Source organism: Natrinema thermotolerans (genome assembly GCF_031165565.1).
Lineage (GTDB): Archaea > Halobacteriota > Halobacteria > Halobacteriales > Natrialbaceae > Natrinema > Natrinema thermotolerans.
In genome coordinates, this window is record NZ_CP101873.1 from 1,023,131 (window position 1) to 1,042,351 (window position 19,221).

At 68.4% G+C, this 19,221-nt stretch carries 21 protein-coding genes; 13 read left to right on the plus strand and 8 right to left on the minus strand.

The annotated features are described in order from the left end of the window. Window positions 1-105 precede the first annotated feature (105 nt). The 3 genes from NP511_RS05290 to queC are packed head-to-tail and all read left to right on the plus strand — an operon-like array spanning window position 106 to window position 2,133. Complete coding sequence (locus NP511_RS05290) at window positions 106-585, plus strand: 6-pyruvoyl trahydropterin synthase family protein (RefSeq protein WP_049964707.1); 480 nt, start codon at window positions 106-108, stop codon at window positions 583-585. A 1-nt stretch (window position 586) separates the two neighbouring features. Continuing rightward, window positions 587-1,375 (plus strand): 7-carboxy-7-deazaguanine synthase QueE, encoded by a 789-nt coding sequence (locus NP511_RS05295; protein WP_049964708.1) that lies wholly within the window; start codon window positions 587-589, stop codon window positions 1,373-1,375. A gap of 29 nt (window positions 1,376-1,404) precedes the next feature. After that, a complete protein-coding gene (gene queC / locus NP511_RS05300) occupies window positions 1,405-2,133 on the plus strand; it encodes a 7-cyano-7-deazaguanine synthase QueC (RefSeq protein WP_049964709.1) in 729 nt (242 codons plus the stop codon). Between the two features lie 25 nt (window positions 2,134-2,158). On the opposite strand, the gene NP511_RS05305 is transcribed toward queC, so the two are convergent. Continuing rightward, the gene (locus NP511_RS05305; RefSeq protein ID WP_006649278.1) at window positions 2,159-2,443 is read right to left on the minus strand and encodes a sulfurtransferase TusA family protein; all 285 of its coding nucleotides are present in this window, start codon (window positions 2,441-2,443) and stop codon (window positions 2,159-2,161) included. Next, entirely contained in the window at window positions 2,436-3,443 is a 1,008-nt protein-coding gene (locus NP511_RS05310) for a hypothetical protein (RefSeq protein WP_049964710.1), read from the minus strand. The genes NP511_RS05305 and NP511_RS05310 overlap by 8 nt, the downstream gene beginning before the upstream one ends. A gap of 211 nt (window positions 3,444-3,654) precedes the next feature. Between NP511_RS05310 and NP511_RS05315 the strand changes: the two genes are divergently transcribed. From NP511_RS05315 to NP511_RS05325, 3 genes are all read left to right on the plus strand, one after another. After that, window positions 3,655-4,566 (plus strand): hypothetical protein, encoded by a 912-nt coding sequence (locus NP511_RS05315; RefSeq protein WP_049964711.1) that lies wholly within the window; start codon window positions 3,655-3,657, stop codon window positions 4,564-4,566. A 113-nt stretch (window positions 4,567-4,679) separates the two neighbouring features. After that, window positions 4,680-5,732: a DUF2249 domain-containing protein gene (locus tag NP511_RS05320; protein WP_049964712.1), complete on the plus strand. Its 1,053-nt coding sequence runs from the start codon at window positions 4,680-4,682 to the stop codon at window positions 5,730-5,732. Window positions 5,733-5,793: 61 nt separating this feature from the next. Further along, window positions 5,794-6,276: a hypothetical protein gene (locus tag NP511_RS05325; RefSeq protein WP_006649282.1), complete on the plus strand. Its 483-nt coding sequence runs from the start codon at window positions 5,794-5,796 to the stop codon at window positions 6,274-6,276. 7 nt (window positions 6,277-6,283) lie between these two features. Here the strand turns inward: NP511_RS05325 and NP511_RS05330 are convergent, their stop codons facing one another. After that, window positions 6,284-7,504 (minus strand): iron-containing alcohol dehydrogenase family protein, encoded by a 1,221-nt coding sequence (locus NP511_RS05330; protein ID WP_049964713.1) that lies wholly within the window; start codon window positions 7,502-7,504, stop codon window positions 6,284-6,286. Here NP511_RS05330 and NP511_RS05335 point away from each other — a divergent pair. Together NP511_RS05335 and yqeC are read left to right on the plus strand one after the other, a co-directional pair. Beyond that, on the plus strand, window positions 7,503-7,742 hold the full coding sequence (locus NP511_RS05335; protein WP_049964714.1) for a hypothetical protein: 240 nt from the start codon (window positions 7,503-7,505) through the stop codon (window positions 7,740-7,742). The genes NP511_RS05330 and NP511_RS05335 overlap by 2 nt on opposite strands. 46 nt (window positions 7,743-7,788) lie before the next feature. After that, window positions 7,789-8,538 carry a selenium cofactor biosynthesis protein YqeC gene (yqeC, locus tag NP511_RS05340; protein ID WP_049964715.1) on the plus strand — a complete coding sequence of 250 codons (750 nt, stop codon included), beginning with the start codon at window positions 7,789-7,791 and terminating at the stop codon, window positions 8,536-8,538. 45 nt (window positions 8,539-8,583) lie between these two features. Here yqeC and NP511_RS05345 read toward each other — a convergent pair whose 3' ends face one another. Together NP511_RS05345 and NP511_RS05350 are read right to left on the minus strand one after the other, a co-directional pair. After that, entirely contained in the window at window positions 8,584-9,216 is a 633-nt protein-coding gene (locus NP511_RS05345) for a molybdenum cofactor guanylyltransferase (protein WP_049964716.1), read from the minus strand. A gap of 101 nt (window positions 9,217-9,317) precedes the next feature. Next, entirely contained in the window at window positions 9,318-9,872 is a 555-nt protein-coding gene (locus tag NP511_RS05350) for a hypothetical protein (RefSeq protein ID WP_049964717.1), read from the minus strand. Between the two features lie 215 nt (window positions 9,873-10,087). Here NP511_RS05350 and NP511_RS05355 point away from each other — a divergent pair, with 215 nt between their 5' ends. Beyond that, a complete protein-coding gene (locus NP511_RS05355; protein ID WP_049964718.1) occupies window positions 10,088-10,402 on the plus strand; it encodes a hypothetical protein in 315 nt (104 codons plus the stop codon). A gap of 182 nt (window positions 10,403-10,584) precedes the next feature. Further along, window positions 10,585-12,723, plus strand: coding sequence for a formate dehydrogenase subunit alpha (gene fdhF / locus NP511_RS05360; RefSeq protein ID WP_049964719.1), 2,139 nt, complete (start codon window positions 10,585-10,587; stop codon window positions 12,721-12,723). A 5-nt stretch (window positions 12,724-12,728) separates the two neighbouring features. On the opposite strand, the gene NP511_RS05365 is transcribed toward fdhF, so the two are convergent. Beyond that, window positions 12,729-13,586, minus strand: coding sequence for a DUF8054 domain-containing protein (locus NP511_RS05365; protein WP_049964720.1), 858 nt, complete (start codon window positions 13,584-13,586; stop codon window positions 12,729-12,731). 259 nt (window positions 13,587-13,845) lie between these two features. On the opposite strand from NP511_RS05365, the gene NP511_RS05370 reads away from it, so the two are divergent. The 3 genes from NP511_RS05370 to NP511_RS05380 are packed head-to-tail and all read left to right on the plus strand — an operon-like array spanning window position 13,846 to window position 17,608. Beyond that, window positions 13,846-14,748 carry a hypothetical protein gene (locus tag NP511_RS05370; RefSeq protein WP_371827948.1) on the plus strand — a complete coding sequence of 301 codons (903 nt, stop codon included), beginning with the start codon at window positions 13,846-13,848 and terminating at the stop codon, window positions 14,746-14,748. Window positions 14,749-14,752: 4 nt separating this feature from the next. Then, the gene (locus NP511_RS05375) at window positions 14,753-16,462 is read left to right on the plus strand and encodes a pyrroloquinoline quinone-dependent dehydrogenase (protein ID WP_049964721.1); all 1,710 of its coding nucleotides are present in this window, start codon (window positions 14,753-14,755) and stop codon (window positions 16,460-16,462) included. 27 nt (window positions 16,463-16,489) lie between these two features. Continuing rightward, window positions 16,490-17,608 (plus strand): cupredoxin domain-containing protein, encoded by a 1,119-nt coding sequence (locus NP511_RS05380; protein WP_049964722.1) that lies wholly within the window; start codon window positions 16,490-16,492, stop codon window positions 17,606-17,608. A 45-nt stretch (window positions 17,609-17,653) separates the two neighbouring features. Here the strand turns inward: NP511_RS05380 and NP511_RS05385 are convergent, their stop codons facing one another. Further along, a complete protein-coding gene (locus tag NP511_RS05385) occupies window positions 17,654-18,562 on the minus strand; it encodes a DMT family transporter (protein WP_049964723.1) in 909 nt (302 codons plus the stop codon). A 56-nt stretch (window positions 18,563-18,618) separates the two neighbouring features. Beyond that, window positions 18,619-19,203 carry a nitrous oxide reductase accessory protein NosL gene (locus NP511_RS05390; protein WP_006649295.1) on the minus strand — a complete coding sequence of 195 codons (585 nt, stop codon included), beginning with the start codon at window positions 19,201-19,203 and terminating at the stop codon, window positions 18,619-18,621. Between the last annotated feature and the right edge of the window lie 18 nt (window positions 19,204-19,221).

Sequence of the window (19,221 nt, forward strand, 5' to 3'; positions counted from 1 at the left end):
GCCGGGAGGCGGGACGGTCCGCGTTCCGTTCTCGAAGCGACGACGCCGATCCCAGCGTAGCGGCCGTTCGGCCATCCTTAAGTATTCCCACGAGAATCTCATGATATGACCGACACCGCCGATCCCCGCGAACGCGGCCCCGATGCGACGACCGACGACGCGATCGTCGGCACACGTCGCACCCTCCACGTCGGCCGCGACCGGCCGATCAGGATCAGCACTGGCCACCGGATACGACACCACGACGGCAAGTGTGCCCGCCCGCACGGCCACAACTACGAGATCGCCGTCACCGTCACGGGCCGGCTCACCGACGAGGGATGGATCGCCGACAAGGGCGATATTACCGACGTGATATCCGAGTGGGACCACCGGTTCCTGCTCGAGGCCGGCGACCCGCTGATCGAGGCCTTCGAAGCGGCCGGCGACGGGGACGGCGTCGTCGTCCTCGAGAACCCGCCGACCGCGGAGGTGATGAGCGTCGTCTTGGAGCGAAAGCTCGTGGCGGCACTGCCCGAGACGGTCACCGACGTCGCCGTTCGGGTCAGCGAGACGAGCGAACTCTGCGGGGGGAGCGGGTTCTGAGATGCCGGTTTCCGACTCCATCGACCTCGAGTCCGGTACGGAAGGCGGCGACGAGGAGACGCCGGAGGGACTGCCGATCAACGAACTGTTTCACTCCCTGCAGGGGGAGGGCACCCTCGCCGGCGTCCCGTCGACGTTCGTCCGCACGAGCGGCTGTAACCTCCGGTGTTGGTTTTGTGACTCCTATCACACCTCCTGGGAACCCACCCACGCGTGGCTCGGCCGTGAGGAGATCCTCGCCGAGATCGAGGCCCGCGATGCCGACCACGTCGTCCTGACCGGCGGCGAACCGCTGCTCCACGACGAGAGCGTCGGCCTGCTCGAGGCCCTCGACGAGCGGGGGTATCACACCACCGTCGAGACCAACGGGACGATCTACCGGGACGCGCCGATCGATCTCGCCTCGATCAGCCCGAAACTCGCGAGCAGCACGCCGACGCCGGAACGCGCACCGGAGGACGCCCCCGCCGGCGAGTGGGAGGAACGTCACGAGCGCGATCGGATCGACATGGATGCGCTCGTCCGACTGGTCGAGGCCTACGATGTCCAGTTGAAGTTCGTCGTAACCGACGCCGACGACATGCCGGAGATCCTCGAGTTGCTCGGCGACCTCCGCGACGCCACCGCGGTCCCGATCCCCGACGATGACGTCCTCCTGATGCCCGAGGGCGCGACCCGCGAGCGCCTCGCGGAGACCCGAACCCGGGTCGCCGACCTCGCGATGGAGTACGGCTTTCGGTACACGCCCCGACTCCACGTCGACCTCTGGAACGACGCCCCCGAGACGTAACGCCGACCGATCGACCGTTCGAGACACGCATGACCGACGATACCCACACCACGACCGACGAACCGTCAGAAAAACGCGCCGTCGTCCTCCTCTCGGGGGGCATGGACAGCGCTACCGCCGCCGCCGTCGCCCGCGATCGGGGCTACGAGATCTACGCCCTGCATACCTCCTACGGCCAGCGCACTGAAGATCGGGAACTCGAGTGTGCCCGCCGGCTGGCCGACGAGTTCGATGCGGCCGACTTCCTGCAACTCGAGACCGACCATCTCGCGGCGATCGGGGCCTCGAGCCTGACCGACGAAGAGATGGCCGTCGAAGACGCGGACATGGAGAGTGACGAGATACCCACCTCTTACGTCCCGTTCCGGAACGCCAACCTGCTCGCGATGGCCGTCTCCTACGCCGAGGCCAACGACTGCGGCGCGGTCTTCATCGGGGCCCACAGCGAGGACTTCTCCGGGTATCCGGACTGCCGGCCCGCCTTCTTCGAGGCCTTCGAGGACGTGGTCGACGTCGGGACCAAGCCCGAGACCGATATCTCGATCGAAGCCCCCTTTGTCGAACACTCAAAGACCGACATCGCCGAACGGGGCGTCGAACTCGAGGTCCCCTACGAACACACCTGGAGCTGTTACCGGGAGAACGAACCCGCCTGCGGCACCTGCGATGCCTGTGCGTTCCGGCTGCAGGCGTTCCAGAACATCGGCGTCCGAGATCCGATCGCGTACGCCGAGCGGCCGTCCTACGCTGACAAGTAGTGATTCCGACGGCTCGGCGCGTCGCTCACCCTTCGCGAACGCGGAGATACGTCGTATAGACCGTCGTCAACAGGCCTGTCCGCTCGCTCTCGATGCCGAGCAGTTCGTGGGGGGTCTGTGCCGCCAGTTTCGGATATTCCTGTTTCGCACGCTTGTCGGTACTCCGGATCTCGAGGACGGCCCCGTCGGGCAGATCCTCGAGGGCTCGCTGGACGGCGGCGATGCCGTTGGCACAGCCCCGGCCGCGGTTGTCGACGGTCCGATCGGGGTCGACGTCGGGCAGCTCCGTCGGGACGGCCGCGTCAGTCATCGCTCGTCACCTCCGTCGGCTCGGGGCCGGCGGCATCGGTCGTCGGTCCGTCGCGCTGGCCGCCCATCTCCTCGAGGTCACAGACCCCGTCGATGGGCGAACAGGCCCGCCACATCGGACAGAGTTTGAAGATGACGACGAGGACGCCGATCGATCCCAGTTTCGCCGCGACCGCGAGTCCGAGGGTCGTTCCCAGATAGGTCCCGATCGTCGTGCCGAGGGCGTCGACGGCCTGATACAGCCCCGTCGCGATCAGGGTCGGGATAATGAAGCGGACGGCCCACCGGAACCGCTCGAGTTGCTGGCCGGCGGCCCGGATCACGGGCGTCGTCGGGTACTCCTGACCGGTCGGGACGGCGACGAAGATGTTCCAGACGGCCCCGCCGACCCACACCGCGAACGCCAGCAGGTGGAGGACGCGGACGCCGACCGCGAGGCCGTCGCCGGCCCGGAGTCCGACCTCGAGCGCGGCCGTCAGGACGACGGCGGCCAGTGCCAGCGCCAGCGCCGCGAGCCCGAGCGGGCCGCGGAACTGGGTGTCGACCGACGCGGAGCGAAGCGACTGCGTCCCGCCGATCGCGACGAGTCCGAGGACCGCCACCGCGAGAGCGAGGACGGGAAGCGGCCGCGAGACGGCCGCGGCGTACCGGTCGATCGCGACGGCGCCCCCGAGGACGAGAACGACGAGCGAGCCGATCGCGATCCGGTCGAACCGGTCGTACATCCGCGCGCAGTAGGCGTCGGCCCCGGTCTCGAGATCGCCCGGGCGGACGAAGCCGTGTTTCCAGAGTAGTCCGCCGGCAAGCACGCCGAGGGCGACGAAGTAGCCCCACTTGGCGACCGCCACCGCGAGGTCCCCGCCACCGGCGAGTCGGCCGGTCACCACCGTGCCGAGGAAAGACGCGGCCAGAATGATCGTCAGCGCGATTTTCGGGAGCGTGTACTTGTCGAAGAGGTCGTCCGCCGTCGTCTCGACGGATTGCCTCGTGGAGCCGGCCATACTGTGGGGTCACCCGCCTCGTCGTTGGGTCGGTCGCCACTAAGGGCTGGTCGCGGACATATTCGATCGCGCGGTTTCAGCGGGTCGAACCGGTTCGGCGTCGCGACGGCCAAGCGACGTTGTCCCCCACCGGCCGAACGGTCCGGAACCAGGGACGAATCGGTTCGGGTCCGGACCTTAGCGTCTCGACGCCCTAGCGCCGCCCAACGCCATGCCCGGCACCGACGCTCGAGAGTCGACGACGCCGATTTCGTGGACGAGGGGGAGCCAGGATCGGCCCGCACCCCTCGTGGAACGGGTGCCGTACGTCGAACTCCGTCTCGAGCATCCGTCGCTCGAGGCCGACCGCTTCGGCGACGCGTTCTTTCCGGACGCGATCCCCTACGAGTTCCGGGGCGAACGGCGCGTGTTCTACTGGCGCTCGGTGCTTCCCCCCGACGGGCCGGCACCCGCCGACTGGACCGGCGTCTGCGCGACGACACACGGTCTCCGCGCGCTCACCGCCGACGGGACGCGGTCGCCGCCGCTGTGGCCACAGGACGGGACGACCGGCGACGGGGCTGCCTCCGGTACCGATGCTGTCCACGAGATCATCGTCGACGGGACCGTCGCGGGCGACTCGACGGTCGCCGCCGTCCGCGAGTACTCACCGCCCGCAATCGCCGTTCGATCCGCCGACGCCGACGCGGTGTCCCTCGAGACGCCGGCCGGTTCGCTCTCCGTGCCGGCCGGCGAGCGGACGACGGTCGAACTGTCGTCCCGGTCCGTCCGCTCGGCGACGGGCGACGAGACACGGACCGTGACGCCGCAGCTCCGCGTCCGCTACCCCGGTCCGCGGACGCTGTATCACCCTGCTCGCGGCTCCGACGCTGCCCTCTTTCCCGCGTTCGGGCTCGACCTCGAGGCCCTGCCGAACCCCGTCCCCGTGCCGACCGCGGCCGGCGAACTGGACGATCGCGGACTGGCGGCCGCGCTCGGTATCGATCTCTCCGAACGGCCGTATCCCGAGCGCGTCCTCTGGCAGGCCGTCGCGTACGGCGCGTTCGATCCCCATCGGGAGACGGAACCGCGGCTGTCACAGCCGAGAGACGACCTGCTCCGACTCGAGAATCCGACGACGTGATATCGCCGCCGGCGATCACCGTCGTGACCGCCCGTCGATCCCCACAGGTGTTATGACGTGGCGAATACGTTCGGGAGAGTCCCTATTCGAATCCGGTTCATCGATTCGTCCCGATGGAAGACCCTCTCGATGTCCGTGACGAGCCTCGAGCCGAGCGACGGGACAGCGTGTTCGGCCGTCTCGATCGGGTCGAACCCGGCGAGACGGTGGCGATCACCGCCGACACTGACGTTCGCCCGAGCATCGCCCAGTACCGCATCGAACGGGAGACGGCCCTGGAGTGGACGGTCGAGACGGACGGCCCCGACGCGTGGGAGGTCCACGTGACGAAACGGGATGAATCGACGGCTGAATCTCCCGATTTCGATGTCCGAGAGATCCCGCCCAAGCGCCGCCACGAGGTCCTGACCGACACGTTCGACCGTCTCGAGCCGGGCCAGGGGTTCGTGCTGGTCAACGACCACGATCCGGAACCGCTGTATCACGAACTGCGATCGACTCACGGCGACGTCATCGGCTGGGAGTACGCGAGCCGCGACGCCGGCGAGTGGCGCGTCGAAATCGCGAAGACCGACGAGAGCGACGCCGCAACCGACGACGGCGTGGCCGCGACCTTCGACGTTCGCGAGATCCCGAAGCCGGAGCGCCATCCGACGATTCACCATCGGTACGGCAACCTCGAGGCTGGCGACGCGATGGAGATCGTCGCCCCCCACGAACCCAAACCGCTCCACCAAGAGTTCCAACAACAGTACGGCGACGCCTTCGAGTGGGCGGTGATGGATCGATCACCCGGCGAGGTTCGGGTCCGGATCACCAAGGGGTCGGGCGGGGCCGACGAAGCCGGAGACGACCTCGCGGTGACGACCGAACTGGACGTCCGCGATCGGCCGCCCGCCGAGCGCCACGAACTGATCTTCGAGTCCTACGCCGACCTCGAGGCCGGCGAGGGGTTCGTGTTGGTCAACGACCACGACCCGAAGCCGCTGTACCACCAGTTCGAGGCCGAGGCCGGCCCCGAGTTCCACTGGGAGTATCGGTTGAAAGACCCCGGCGAGTTCCGCGTGCTGATCGGGAAGACCGACGCCGGCAGCGGGCCGGCATCGACGGCGACGGCAACCCATTCTGACGCCGCGGCGGACGACGGTCCACAGGCCCCGTTCTGACCGCGATCGAAACGACAACTGATAGAAACGTTCTTACTCGCTCGCCGTGACGGTCCCGGCGATGGAACGGCGGGAACCGATCCGCGAGTGGTTCCGGGACGACGACGGGGACTGGCGGTTTCCCGAGGGCCGTCGCGGCGAGTTCGTGGTGTTGGTCGTCGGGCTGCCGCTGTACGCTTGGGTCGCTGACGTCTATGTTGGACTGCCCGCCGTCGTCGACTACTGGCCCGCGGTGTTGCTCGGTGCGTGCTGCGGGTTCTCTTACACGACCCGTTATCGAGACCGCATCGTCGACCGGCTGCCCGACTGGGCCCCCGCCAGTCAACTCCTCTCGCTACTGGTCGGTGGGATCGGGCTCGATCTCCTCGAGATCGTCCAACTAGCCGACCCGTTCGTTACCCTGCTCCTCACTGCGGGATGTACGGCCATGCTGATCTCCCTCATCAGGCTCGCCTCACCGTTCCATCGCGGTCTCGAGCCGCCGCGCCGCGGCGTCGAACCGCCGACGGCCGTCGGAGAGCCGCGGACCGGCACCGACCGCTGAAACCCCTCTACCACGCCGCCTCGAGGATTCCCTCGATTTCCGCGACGGTCGGCTCGAGCCCCGGCGGCGCGTTGGCCATGAACGGGTCCGCGAGAACCGCTTCGGCGACCGCCGTGAACTCCTCGGGGCCGGGGCCGTCGACGTCCCGGAGCCGCGCGGGGAGACCGAGCGCGTCCCGGATCTCCGTGACCGCCTCGACGACCGCGGCCCCGTGGTCGGCCGCGTCGTCGACGCCGAGCGCGGTCGCGAGCATGCCGGCGCGTGCGTCGACCCCGTCCTGCTCGAAGCAGTACGCGAGGACGTGCGGGACGATGATGCCGTGGGCCGCGCCCTGCTGGACGGTGTCCGTCCGCGTAAGAGCGTGGCCGAAGGCGTGGACGATCGAGGCCGTCGTCTCGCCGGGCCGGGAGATGCCGTACTGCACGAGGACGATCCCCTCGAGGATCGTCTCGACCGTCTCGATCCCGCGGTCGCCGTCGCCGAACGTCCGGAGGCCGTCCGCGAGCGTCTCGAGGCCGGATCTCGCCGTCGCGTCGGTGACCGGTGTGGCGTTGCTCGCGTAGAGGGTCTCGATCCCCTTGTCGAAGCCGTTCATCGCCGAGCCGGCCAGGATCGCGTCCGGCGTGGTCGCGACCAGTTCCGGGTCGTAGACCGCGGCCGCAGGCATCAGGTCGGGATCGGAGATCCCGCCGCCGATTTCCTCGTCGACCGGGCTCGAGTCGGGCGCGGCGGTGACGCCCGCGACCATCGAGAGGTCGGCCCCGGCCAGCGTCGTCGGGACCGTGACGATCGGCACCAGCCCTTCGTCGGGGACGGCGATCGTCCCCGTCTCGGCGAACTCGGCCGCGACCTCTTCGTGGGTGCGATCGCCCGCCGCGAGGACGCTGATCACCGTCGCGACGTCGAGACTGCTGCCGCCACCGAGTGCGACGAGCGCGTCCGCCGCACGCAGGCGCTCACGTCCTTCGACGGCCGTCGCGAGCCTCTTTTCGGGGGTCGTCCCGTCGAAGACGCCGGCCAGCCGGTCGCCCAGCCCCTCCGTGACGGGGTCGATGACCGCGGGCGTACTCCCGACGGTCGAGCCACAGACGACCAGCGCCCGTTCGAGACCCTGTGCCTCGAGTTCGGCCGCGAGGTCGTCGGCGCAGCCGGACCCGAACCGGATCGTCGGGGGCTGGTAGTCGAATCGGAACGCGGAGTCGCGGCCGTTCGCGTCGGACAGTGTCATGGACACCCATACGGAACGGGCGGTGTTAAAAGCGCGAGCAGCGGCGATCCGGTCTCAGTCCCCCGCCGCCGGCGTTCAGTCGTCGCTCGAGGTGTTCAACGACGGCCACACTAACGAGACCCGCGGTCTGTTAGAGCGCCGGAACCTCGCCGAGCCGGTCTACGCGACGCTGATCTTCGGCCGCCACCAGCTGCCGTTCGCGACGCCGGCACAGGCGCGGGAGATACTGGGGCTGTGAAGCGCGGCGTCCCAACTACTTAGCGAGTGCCGATGATAGCTGGGATATGGACCCCCTCGAGGCGCTCCGGGCCGAGTCCGGCCTCGTCGCGGTCGTGGGCGCGGGCGGGAAGAAGACGACGCTGTACGCGCTGGCGGCCCGGGCCGCCCACGATCGGTCGCTCCGGGCGGCCGTGACCGCGACGGTCCGGATCCCCATCTTCGACCGCCGCGTCGAGCGCGTCGTCGTCACGGACGACCCCGCGGCGGCGCTCGAGCGCGCCGAATCGTGGCCGGTCGGCGTCGTCCCGGAACGGGAAGGCGAGGACCGGTACGTGGGCTACGATCCCGCGGTCGTCGACGGCCTCGCGGCAACCGACGCCGCCGATCTCGTCCTCGTCAAGGCCGACGGCGCACGGACCCGGGAGTTCAAGGCCCCGAACGACCGCGAGCCACAACTCCCCGCGAGCGTCGATACCGTGGTCCCGATCGCGAGCGTCCAGGCCGTCGGGGAGCCGCTAGCCGCCGCGACGGTCCACCGGCCCGAGCGGGTGGCCGCGATCACCGGCCTCGATCGCGGCGACGCGATCCGCCCCGTCGACGTGGCCCGGGTCCTCGCGAGCGACCGCGGCGGACTGCGAGGCGTCCCCGAGGGCGCGACGGTCGTCCCGCTGCTCAACAAGGTCGACGGGCCGGAACTGCGCGAGACCGCCACGGCGATCGGCCGGGAGCTGCTCGAGCGAGCGCCGACCGTCTCCCGGGTCGTGCTGGCCCGGATGATCGACGACGAACCGATCGTCGACGTCCTCGAGCGGTAGTCACGAGTCGGCCGCGAGCCGCTCGGCCGCCGCCTCGAGCGGTAGTCACGAGTCGGCCGCGAGCCGCTCGGCCGCCGCCTCGAACTCCTCGCGAGTATTGAGGTTCTCGAAGGTCTCGAGCGGCGCGTACTCGCGGATCTCGTCGTCCTCGACGACGACGTAGTCGAGGTCCGACAGCGGTTCGACGACTCGGCGGTCGCCCCGCTCCAAGGCACGCTCGCAGGCGGCGGTCATCGGATCGGCCCGGTAGACGGCTTGCGTGGTCTGGAACCACTCCCCGTCGACGCGAGGTACTGCGGCCTCGCGGCCGGCGGCCCGCTCGAAGAGGTGGGCGATCAGCGCCGGGTCGACGAAGGGCATGTCGCAGGCGACGACGGCGGCGTACTCCCCAGTCGTCGCTCGGAGGCCGGTCATGATGCCCGCCATCGGCCCGCGGTCCGGCACCGGGTCGACAGCGAACGAGGGGTCGGGGCCGCCCGCGAGCGCGGCCTCGAGCGCCGGCACCTGCTCCTCGCGGCAGTTGACGACGATCTCGTCGACGACCGGCTCGAGGCGATCGACGACCCGGCGGATCATCGGCGTCCCGGCGAGGTCGGCGACGGCCTTGTCCGCGTCGCCGAAGCGGGTCGAGCCCCCGCCCGCGAGGACGACGGCCGACTGGTCGGACTCGAGGGACATAGCCGAGCGTTCGTCCAGCGATGGCAAAAGTGCCCCGCCGACGGGAACGACCCCGGTGACGGCGGCCGGGGCAGGGCAGGGCGGTCGAGCGGAGTCGGTACTCAGTCGGAGAGCCGCCAGAGCGCCCGGTACAGCGTCCAGAGACCGCAATCGAACCGATCGGCGAGGATCCGACAGCGTTCGAGGTAGCGTTCGTAGTCGGCCACCGACGGCGGATCGGGGTAGGGCCGATCGAGTTCGCCCGCGTCGCGGAGCGTCGCCCACTCGCGGGGGCCGACGACGACGTACACGTCCGGCTCGAGAAACATGCAAAACGCCGAGGCGACGGGAACGTCGACGGCCTCGAGGGCGGTCAGCGCGTCGACTGCCTCCGTGGCGCCGTCCGCCACGACGGCGTCGGCGATGGCGTCGCGGACGGCCTCGAAGTCGTTGTCCCGGAAGCGGTCCTCGGCCGCGCGGCGGTCAGCGTCGGGGTAGTCGCCGAGGAAGCGCCGGTAGTACCACCGGACGACCCAGACCGCGTCCCGACGGCCGTACTCGCCGGCCGCGAAGGCCGCCGGCAGCGTCTCGAGCTGTTCGGCCTCGACGGCGTACAGCGGCTCCCGCTCGCGGTACTCGCGGGCCGTCGCGGCGACGAGCGAGTCGGTGAGTTCCATCGTGAAACCGTTTGACACGGTGGCCCGTAGGCGTTGTCCCGGCGGTCTCGAGAGGAGGCTGTCGCTCGGTCACGGTCCGGTGTGCGGCGGTTCCGTCACAGCAGTAGTTCGGCAGCCGGTACTGCAACGAATGTCTATTTACTCAGTTAATCAAAACTCTCCCCGGAGTGAAAACCTCGAGTACCTAAACGGACAGAAGGCCTACGTAGAGTGTAATGGCTCAAAAAGCCGACAAGGTATTTGATGCGGTAGCAGACACTCACCGGAGACGGGTGTTGTTCGCCCTCCTGGAGACGCCCATACAGACCGATTCACCGATGAATCTCGACTCTCCGCCCGACGGAGAGACCGCCGACGAAACCAACAGAATCGCCTATCGACACAAACATCTCCCCAAGTTAGACGAGTACGGCTACATCAACTGGCTGCCGAGTGTCAACTCCATCGAACGGGGCCCTTGCTTTGACGAAATCAAACCGGTATTAGAACTGCTGGCAGCTCACCAGACGAAACTCGCCAAGATAGAGTAACCCACTAACAGTGGTATCAAAAGCGGAACTATCGGACTGGTATACCCTTCATCGATACTGAGTACGGATTTCACGGATAGTTTCGAGAAACCGTACCACTACCGACGGTCACATGCCAGTTTCATGGTAGAAAGTATCATGCACACGGAGGTGGACCCGTTCGACTAACGGGTGTACCCACGATGTCCAGCGATCAACAGGAGCCAGTCAAGACGATCTGTCCGTACTGCGGGGTCGGCTGCGGGATCAAAGTACAGCCTGGCGAAGAGCCCGGCGACGTCCGGTTCATGCCCTGGGGCGAGGCCCCGGTCAACGAGGGCCGGATCTGCATCAAGGGCGGCGCGGCGACGGAGGTAGTCGACCACGAGGACCGGCTCACCGAGCCACGGATCAAGGAAAACGGCGAGTTCCGCGAGGCCTCCTGGGAGGAGGCCTACGAGTACGTCGTCGACGAACTCGAGCGGATCCGCGAGGAGTACGGCCCGGACGCGATGGGCTTTTTCGGCTCCTCGAAGGTGATGAACGAGGAGAACTACCTGCTCCAGAAGCTGGCCCGCCGGTACGGCACCAACAACGTCGACAACTGCACGCGGATGTGCCACGCCTCGACGGTCTGGGCCCTGCGGACCAGTCTGGGCGCGGGGGCGATGACCAACAGCATGCGCGACCTCCGCGAAGAAGCCGACGTGTTCTGGATTCAGGGGGCCAACCCGGGCGAGCAACACCCCATCGCCAACAGCCAGTACTTCCGGCAGGCGGTACTGGAGGGCGCGACGGTCATTCAGGTCGACCCCCACGCGAACAAGACGACGCGGTCGTTTCAGATCGGCGACACGGAACGCCACCAGCACCTGCAGTTGAACCCCGGGACCGACATCCCGCTACTGAATATCGTCCTGAAGACGATCCTCGAGCATCACGAGGAACACCCCGAGGACGGCTGGATCGACGAGGAGTTCGTCGCGGAGCGGACCGAGGGATTCGACCACCTCAAAGCGACGCTCGAGGACTTCGACAAAGACGCCGCGGCCGAGGAATGTGGCGTCCCGCTCGAGGCGATCGAACGCGCCGCGGAACAGTACGCGACGGCCGACAACGCGGCCATCTTCACCGGGATGGGGATGAGCCAGCACGCCTGTGGCGTCGACAACGTCCAAAACGAGATCAACCTTGCGCTGATCACGGGCAACCTCGGCCGGCCCGGCACCGGCGTCAACCCGCTGCGGGGCCAGAACAACGTTCAGGGGACCTGTGACGTCGGCGCGATGCCGAACGTCCTCCCGGGCTATCAGCTGGTCGACGACGACGAGGCCCGCGAATCGGTCGAAGACGTCTGGGGGTTCGAGATCCCCGACGAACCCGGCCTGACGAACGTCGAGATTTCCTACGAGGCGGGCGACTCGATCAAGGGCCTCTACGTCATGGGCGAGAACCCCGTGATGAGCGAACCCGACGCCAACGCCGTCGCCGAGCGGTTGGCGGACCTCGAGTTCACCGTCGTCCAGGACATCTTCCACACCGAAACGGCGGACTACGCCGACGTGATCCTCCCGGCGACGACGTGGGCCGAACGCGGCGGGACCGTCACCAACACCGACCGACGCGTCCAGCGGATGCGCGGCGTCGGGAAAGTCCACGAGAACACGAGACACGACCGGGAGATCCTGACCGAGATCGGGTCGCGGCTGTTCAATGAGGGGTTTGACTTCGACGATCCCGAGGCGATCTTCGAGGAACTCCGGCAGGTCTGTCCCAGCTACCACGGGATGACCTACGACCTGCTCGGCGAGGAGGGACTGCACTGGCCCTGCTACGAGCCCGGCGACGAGGGCGATCCGTTCCTCTACGAGGACGAGTTCGAGACCGAGAGCGGGCTGGGCCACATCGAGGGGGTCGAACACACCCCGCCCGCGGAGACCCCCGACGACGAGTACCCGCTGATACTGACGACCGCCCGCCTCGAGGAACACTACAACACCGGGACGATGAGTACCCGCTCGCCGACGCTGAACAAGCAAACCCCGGAGAACTTCGTCGACGTGCATCCCGCGGACGCCGAGCGCTACGGCATCGAGGACGGCGAGTACGTCCGGTTACACTCGCGGCGGGGCGAGATCACGCTCGAGGCCCGCGTTACCGACGACACCAAGGAGGGGGTCGTCTGGACGACGCCGCATTTCGCCGCCGCGTCGGCGAACAAGCTGACGAACCACGTCCTCGACGAGCGCGCGAAGATCCCCGAGTACAAGGCCGCCGCCGCGGAGATCGACGTCGAGGTCGAACCGCTCGGCGAGACCGCGGATCCGACGGCCGAGGACTGACCCGCTCAGGGTTCGGACGGCGACTCGTCCGCGAGGGCGAGGCCGGCAACCTCGAGCCACGGGTCGGCCGCCGATTCGGCGACGGCGAGTTCGACGAGCGGCCGGTCGCAGTCCTCGCAGACGGCCCGAATCGCGACGCGGGGCCGCCGACAGCAGTGGTCGCGACGGTCGGCGGCGGTCGTCACCGCTCCGCCACAGATCGGACAGCGATCCCGGAGCAGCCGGACCCCTCGAAGGAGGTCGCGGCGTTCGTCGGTTTCGAGGTCGTCCCAGCCCTCGAGGCGGGCGCGAAGCAGCGGGGCCGCAGCGATGTCGGCTCGCAGCGCCGCGGGCGATTCCCAGCGGACGCGTTTGCGGCCGTCGACGACGAACGCGGCGTCGTCGATCCGTTCGATGTCGTCCGCACCCAGGATCGATGCCACGGCGGCGGCGCTCGGTTCGGCGGGCCCGTCGCTCGAGGAGTCGTCGACCCACCGCTCTCGGACGGCGGCGGTCGGCCGAAACTCGCCCGCCCGGTCGGTCGCGATCCCGGCAGCGAGCAGGACGTCCGTCAACTCCGCGGGCGACACGGTCCCGATCGTCGCCTGCGGCGACGGCGTCTTGCCGAACAGCGCGAGGACGCGATCGGGGAGATACCGCCGGGTAAGCGTCGGCGTTCCGGGGAGCAGGTAGCCGCGGTAGCGGACGACGACGAGACAGCCGGCGAGTACGAGCGCGCCGACGGACGGGGCGACGGCGATCCCTGCCGCGATCCCGGCGGCGACCGCGATCACGATGTTGACGGCCGTACACGGCCAACACCGGTTCTCACCGACGTACGCCGGCTGCTCGAGGCGCGTCCGGAGGTCGCGGAGATCGATCACCGGCTCTCACCCACGGAACGTACGGTCGCGAGGATCAAAAACGGGTGTCGTCCCGTACGGTCCGGCTACGGGACGACCTGCCTTAGCGGCTGGCACCACGGTCGCCCGGTAAGTCGTCCGTACAGTCTGTGAGAACCACCACAGCAGCAACACGTTCTCTCCGCTCGGCCGTACACTCGTTTAGGTGGACCCTATCGCGCCGGAATTCTTTGATAAGCATTATCAAAGCACGTGATGGCGTTCTTTGTGCCGTGGTATCATGGCACAAATATCCACTGCGGCGAACATGACAGCCGCGGAACAACGCGATCTGGCAGCGGTCCTCGGCGTCGACGATCCGTCGGACGGCGCGGTAACGTGGGCGGGGCTCGCGGGACAGATCGAACCGCGGTCCGACTCGTCCTTTGCCTCCCGTGGCGAAGCGATTCGGGCCGACCTCGATGGGCGACTCGAGCGGGACCGACTCGAGCGGGAACGGGAAAACATCGCGGCGGCGATCGGTCGCGTACCGGCGGTTCGCGACGGCGGCGTCCCCGACGGGACGGACGGCCCGTATACCGCGCTGGCGGCACCGGGCTGGCGACTGTACGACCACCTGCTCGAGGCGGGCTTCTTCGAGAGTCTCGACGAGAACCTGCCGCGGTTTACCGCGGGACACATCGAGACGACGGTCCGCGAACTGGTACTGGCGGACCCGCTGTCGTCGGCGCTCGACGGCGTCGGGTTCGACGAGGCCGAGAAGACGGCACTGTTGACCGATGTCGCGAACAACAGCGAGCGGCTCGCGCGGTGGGTCCCGTCGAATGGGATCCCGGCAGGCGTCGAGTTCGAAACCGAGACCGTCCCACCGCTGCATCAGCGGGCGATGGGCGGGGCTTTGCTGTGGATCCGCGGGCTCGACAGGCACCTCAGCCAGTACGAGGTTCTCGTCACCGACGAGATCCTCGACGACGCGGCCCAGTACACGAAGGCGATGCTGGGCGGACTGTTCGTGACGGCGACGGCCGCCTGCGATCTCGTCGGGGACCGACGGCTCACCGACGAACAGTTGACCGCCGCGTTCACCGCGGGGTCGGCCGTCGGGATCGTCGCCCAAGAGGAACTGTGTCACTCCGTGTTCTACATCACGGACGAGATGCGCGCCCCGAGCGAACTGCGGTGATACGATGGCACTACGCAACGACAGGGCCGTTCAGGCCGCACGCGAGATCGAATTGAAAGAGATCGAAGACGGCTATACGCTCGTCGGGGGTCCCGATGAGGCGGTCACCGAACAACACGACACCGACCGGATTCCCGAGGTCGACGTCGACCAGGAGATGCTGAGCGACACGGGCGAGGACCCCGAGTCCTGGCTCATGTACGGCGGCAGCTACGAACAACACCGCGCGACGCCGGCCGACGTCATCACGCCGGAGAACGTCGCCGACCTCGAGCTGGAGTACGAACTCTCGGTCGGGACGGGCTCGAGCATGGAGGGGACGCCGATCGTCGTCCCGGGCGATCCGCCGGTGATGTACCAGACCAACGGGCCGAACCACATGAAGGCGATCGACCCCCGCGAGGGCGAGATCCTGTGGAGCTACACCTACGCAGTCCCGATGGGCGTCGAGTTATGCTGTGACGACAACAACCGCGGGGCCGCCGTCCACGGCGACACGGTCTATATGACGACGCTCGACTCGGGCGTCGTCGCGCTGGACCGCTACACCGGTGAGGAGCGCTGGTACACGAGTACCGCCGACCACGAAGAGGGGTACTCGGCGACGTGGGCACCGGTCGTCCACGACGGGACGATCTACACCGGTAGCGCCGGCGGCGAGTACGGCGTTCTCGGATTCATCGCCGCCATCGACGCCGAGAGCGGCGAGATACAGTGGCAAACCGACACGCTGCTCGAGGACGAGTGGGTCGGTGCGAGCCGCGAACACGGCTGTGGGACGAGTTGGATGACGCCGACGATCGACGAGGAGGCGGGCGTCCTCTACACGGCGGTCGCCAACCCCGGCCCCGACTTCGACGGGACGGTACGGCCGGGGCCAAACTTCCCCACTTGTGGAACGATCTCGCTGGACTTAGAGAGCGGCGAGTTCCAGTGGGGGTTCCAGAGCAGTCCCCACGACGTTTGGGACTACGACGCGGTCGCGCCGCGCGTGCTGGTTCGGGACGTCGAGACCGACGACGGGTCGATGGACATGGTCGTCGGCTCGGACAAGACCGGCTGGGTGTACATGATGGACGCCGAGTCGGGCGACCTCCACGAGCGCAGCGAAGAGATCTGCCAGCACATCAATATGTGGGAGATGATCCCCCACATCAGCGAGGACGAGCGCGTCCCGTTCGTCCCCGGTGCGCCCGGCGGCAACGACTGGCAGCCGCCGTCGTACAACCCCGAGACGGGACTGGTGTACGTGATCCACCAGAACTACCCGCAGGACCTCTACTGGCGCTACGAGGAGTTCAGCGAGGGCAACCCCTACTGGGGCGGCGGGTTGGCCGATCCGGCCAGCGAGTTCCCCGACGAGTGGAACGGCGCGATCACGGCCTTCGCGGCCGTCGATCCGACGACCGGCGAGCGCGTCTGGCGCGAATGGATCGAGAGCGAGGACGATCACTACATGTGGGGCGGCTCGCTGTCGACTGCCACCGGACTCGTCTTCAACGGCACCCAGAACGGCACCTTCGTCGCCTACGACGGCGAGACCGGCGACCGCCTCTGGGAGTACGAGTTCGACGTGCCGATCAGTGCCTCGCCGATGAGCTGGTACGACCCCGACGAGGGGAAGCAGTACGTCGCCGTGCAGGTCGGGGGCAGCGGCTGGCTCCGGCAGGGACCGCGCGGGGACACGCTCGCCGTGTTCTCGATGGAGGACTGACCGACGACCGATCACCACCACACAACAATGTCGAACGAACAACGTTCACGCGACGACGTGTCCCGCCGCGGCGTGCTGCGAGGCACCGCGGCGATCGCCGGAACGGCCGCGGCCGGCACGGCGGGCGCGTACCGCGACGAGATCGACTTCCGACTGCCGGCCACGCAAAACGACGGCGCGGGCCGGACCCTCTCGCTGCTCGGTATCGTCGGCGGTTGGGTCGGCGTCGCCCCCGCCGAGATCGACGGCCGCTCGAACCCGCCGCTGCGACTGATCGAAGGCGAAGACCACGAGATCGTCTGGACGAACGGCGACGGCTCGCGGCACAACTTCACCCTCGAGGACGAGGACGGCAACGTGATCGAGGCGACCGACTTCGTCGAGGAGCAGGGCGAATCGACCTCGCTGACGGTCACCGCCGAGGAGGGGATGGCGGGCTACTACTGCGTTCCCCATCCCGTCCAGATGCGCGGCCCGATCGAACTGATCGACGTCGACGAGGTCCACGAGTTGCGGGTACGGGTCGAAGACGAGAACGGCGACCCACTCGGCGCGGAGGTGTTCGTCGGCGATCACCACTCCTTCTCCGACGTCGCCGCCAAACCGGGCCAACAGGAGGAGGAAGCACCGCCCGCGGTCGCTCGCTTCGATATGCTCGAGGACGGGGAGTACGACGTCGAGGTCTGGACCTACGGCCACGAGCGACTGACCGACACGGTGACGATCGACGGCGACGACGCCGCGTTCACCGCCACCCTGTCGGCGACCGAACCCGGCGACCCGGCCGAGACCTACTCGATGCGACTCGAGGAGGGGCGCTGGGTCGGGGTCGGTCCCGACGCCATCGCCGACGAGGAGAACCCGACGCTCGAACTCGAGGCCGGCGAGACCTACGCCCTCGAGTGGGAGAACGCAATCGGGCAACACCAGCCCGAAGGCGAGAACAGGACCTACGAACCGCTGCCCGGCCACAACTTCGTGATCGCCAGCGCGGGCGGGACGAACGAGTGGAACACCTACGTCCGTTCGGACTTCCTCAGCGAACAGGGTGAGACCCAGACCGTCGAGTTCGTTGCGACCGAGGAGATGGCCGTCTACCTCGACCAGTCACAGCTCGACGCGGTCGGCGAGATCGACGTCCAGTAGCCCGCTGCCGGGCTCTTTTTTCCGTCGACGACTCCGCCACGGCCGTCAGTCCGTCGTGTCGACGCGCCGGTCCCGCTCGAGCGTCGTCACCGCGACGCCAGCGATCACGACGAGGCCGCCGCCGACCGTAACCGGGCCCGGCACTTCCCCGAGCAGGACGAGCGCGAGCAGCGTCGCACCGACCGGCTCGCCGAGCCAGGCGACGCTGACGACGACCGACTCGAGGTGGGCGAGCGCCCAGTTGCTCACCGTGTGGCCGAGGAGGCCGGGGCCGACGGCCAGCGCGAGGAAGAGTCCCCACTCGCGGGGCGGATAGCCGACGTAGGCGTGGCCCTGCACGCCCACGAGGGCGAAGAGCGCGACTGCACAGACCCCGTAGACGACGGTGACGTAGGGAAAGAGCGGGACCCGCTGGCGGATCGAGCGGCCGGCCAGCACGTAGCCGGCGACGGTCACCGCGCCGAGCAGGGCGAGGGCGTTGCCGTACGTCGTCGTCCCGGTGAGGGCCGAGCCACCGGCGTCGCCGAGCGACATCGCCGTCGCCCCCGCGAGCGCGACGGCGATCCCGGCGGCCGTCGCGCGCGTGAGTCGCTCGCCGAGGACCAGCCACGCGCCCAGCGCGACGAAGACCGGCTGGCTCTGGACGAGCGTGACGCTGGCGGCGACGCTGGTGTGGGCGAGACTTTCGAACCACGCGGCGAAGTGAACCGCCAGCGCGACGCCGGCGACGACCGCACCCGCGAGGTCCCGGACGGAAAGTCGTGCGAAGGCCCCGCGGTGACGGGTCGCGGCGACGGGTGCGACCAAGACGGCCGTGAAGAGGACGCGATAGAGCGCCGCGACCGAACTCGGGGCCGTACTCCAGCGGACGAGGATGGCGCTGGTACTCGTCGCAACTACCGCAATCGCGAGGGCGGCCACCGGCGACAGATCGCGATCGGCGCGCACGTCCATCGCTCCCGCGCGACCCCACAAACGGCTTCCGGAAACCGGTCGCGTGCAAACCCGGGCTACTCGTTTGGCACCTTATACGGGCGGTAGATCGCCGCGATCTCGAGGTCGACCGGCTCGAGCCCGGTGATGATGTCGTCCTCGGGAGAGAGGTCCTCGGCCTCCCACGCCTCGAGGTAGCTCAGGGCGTCCGCGCGGTCGGCGAACGCTTTGGGATCGATACCCATCGGATCGTCGACCGCCCGCTCGTCGGTGATGAGGACGTAGTGGGCCTCGGTCGCGTCGATCTGTTCGCCGGTTTCGCGATCGACCGTCCACGCGCCGTCGATCGGCGAGTCCGGCGTCGACGAGACCACGTACGTGAACAGACACCCCGGCGACTCGAACACGGCTGCCTGCCCGTTCTCGTGACGGAGTTGGCTCGATTCGGGAAAGTCCGCGGCGGTCATCCCACAGACCGCACAGGACATCCCCTCGGGGTACTCGAACGGTCCCTCCTCGATGCCCTCGAGCGTCGGTTCGTACACCTGTGCGGGGGGGCCGTCATCGGACTCGCTCTCGCCGAGACAGCCGGCGATACCCACGCCCGTCCCCGCCGCGAGCGCACCGATGAATCGTCGCCGGTCGACCCCGTCGTCAGTCATACATCCCGGTAGGCCGGC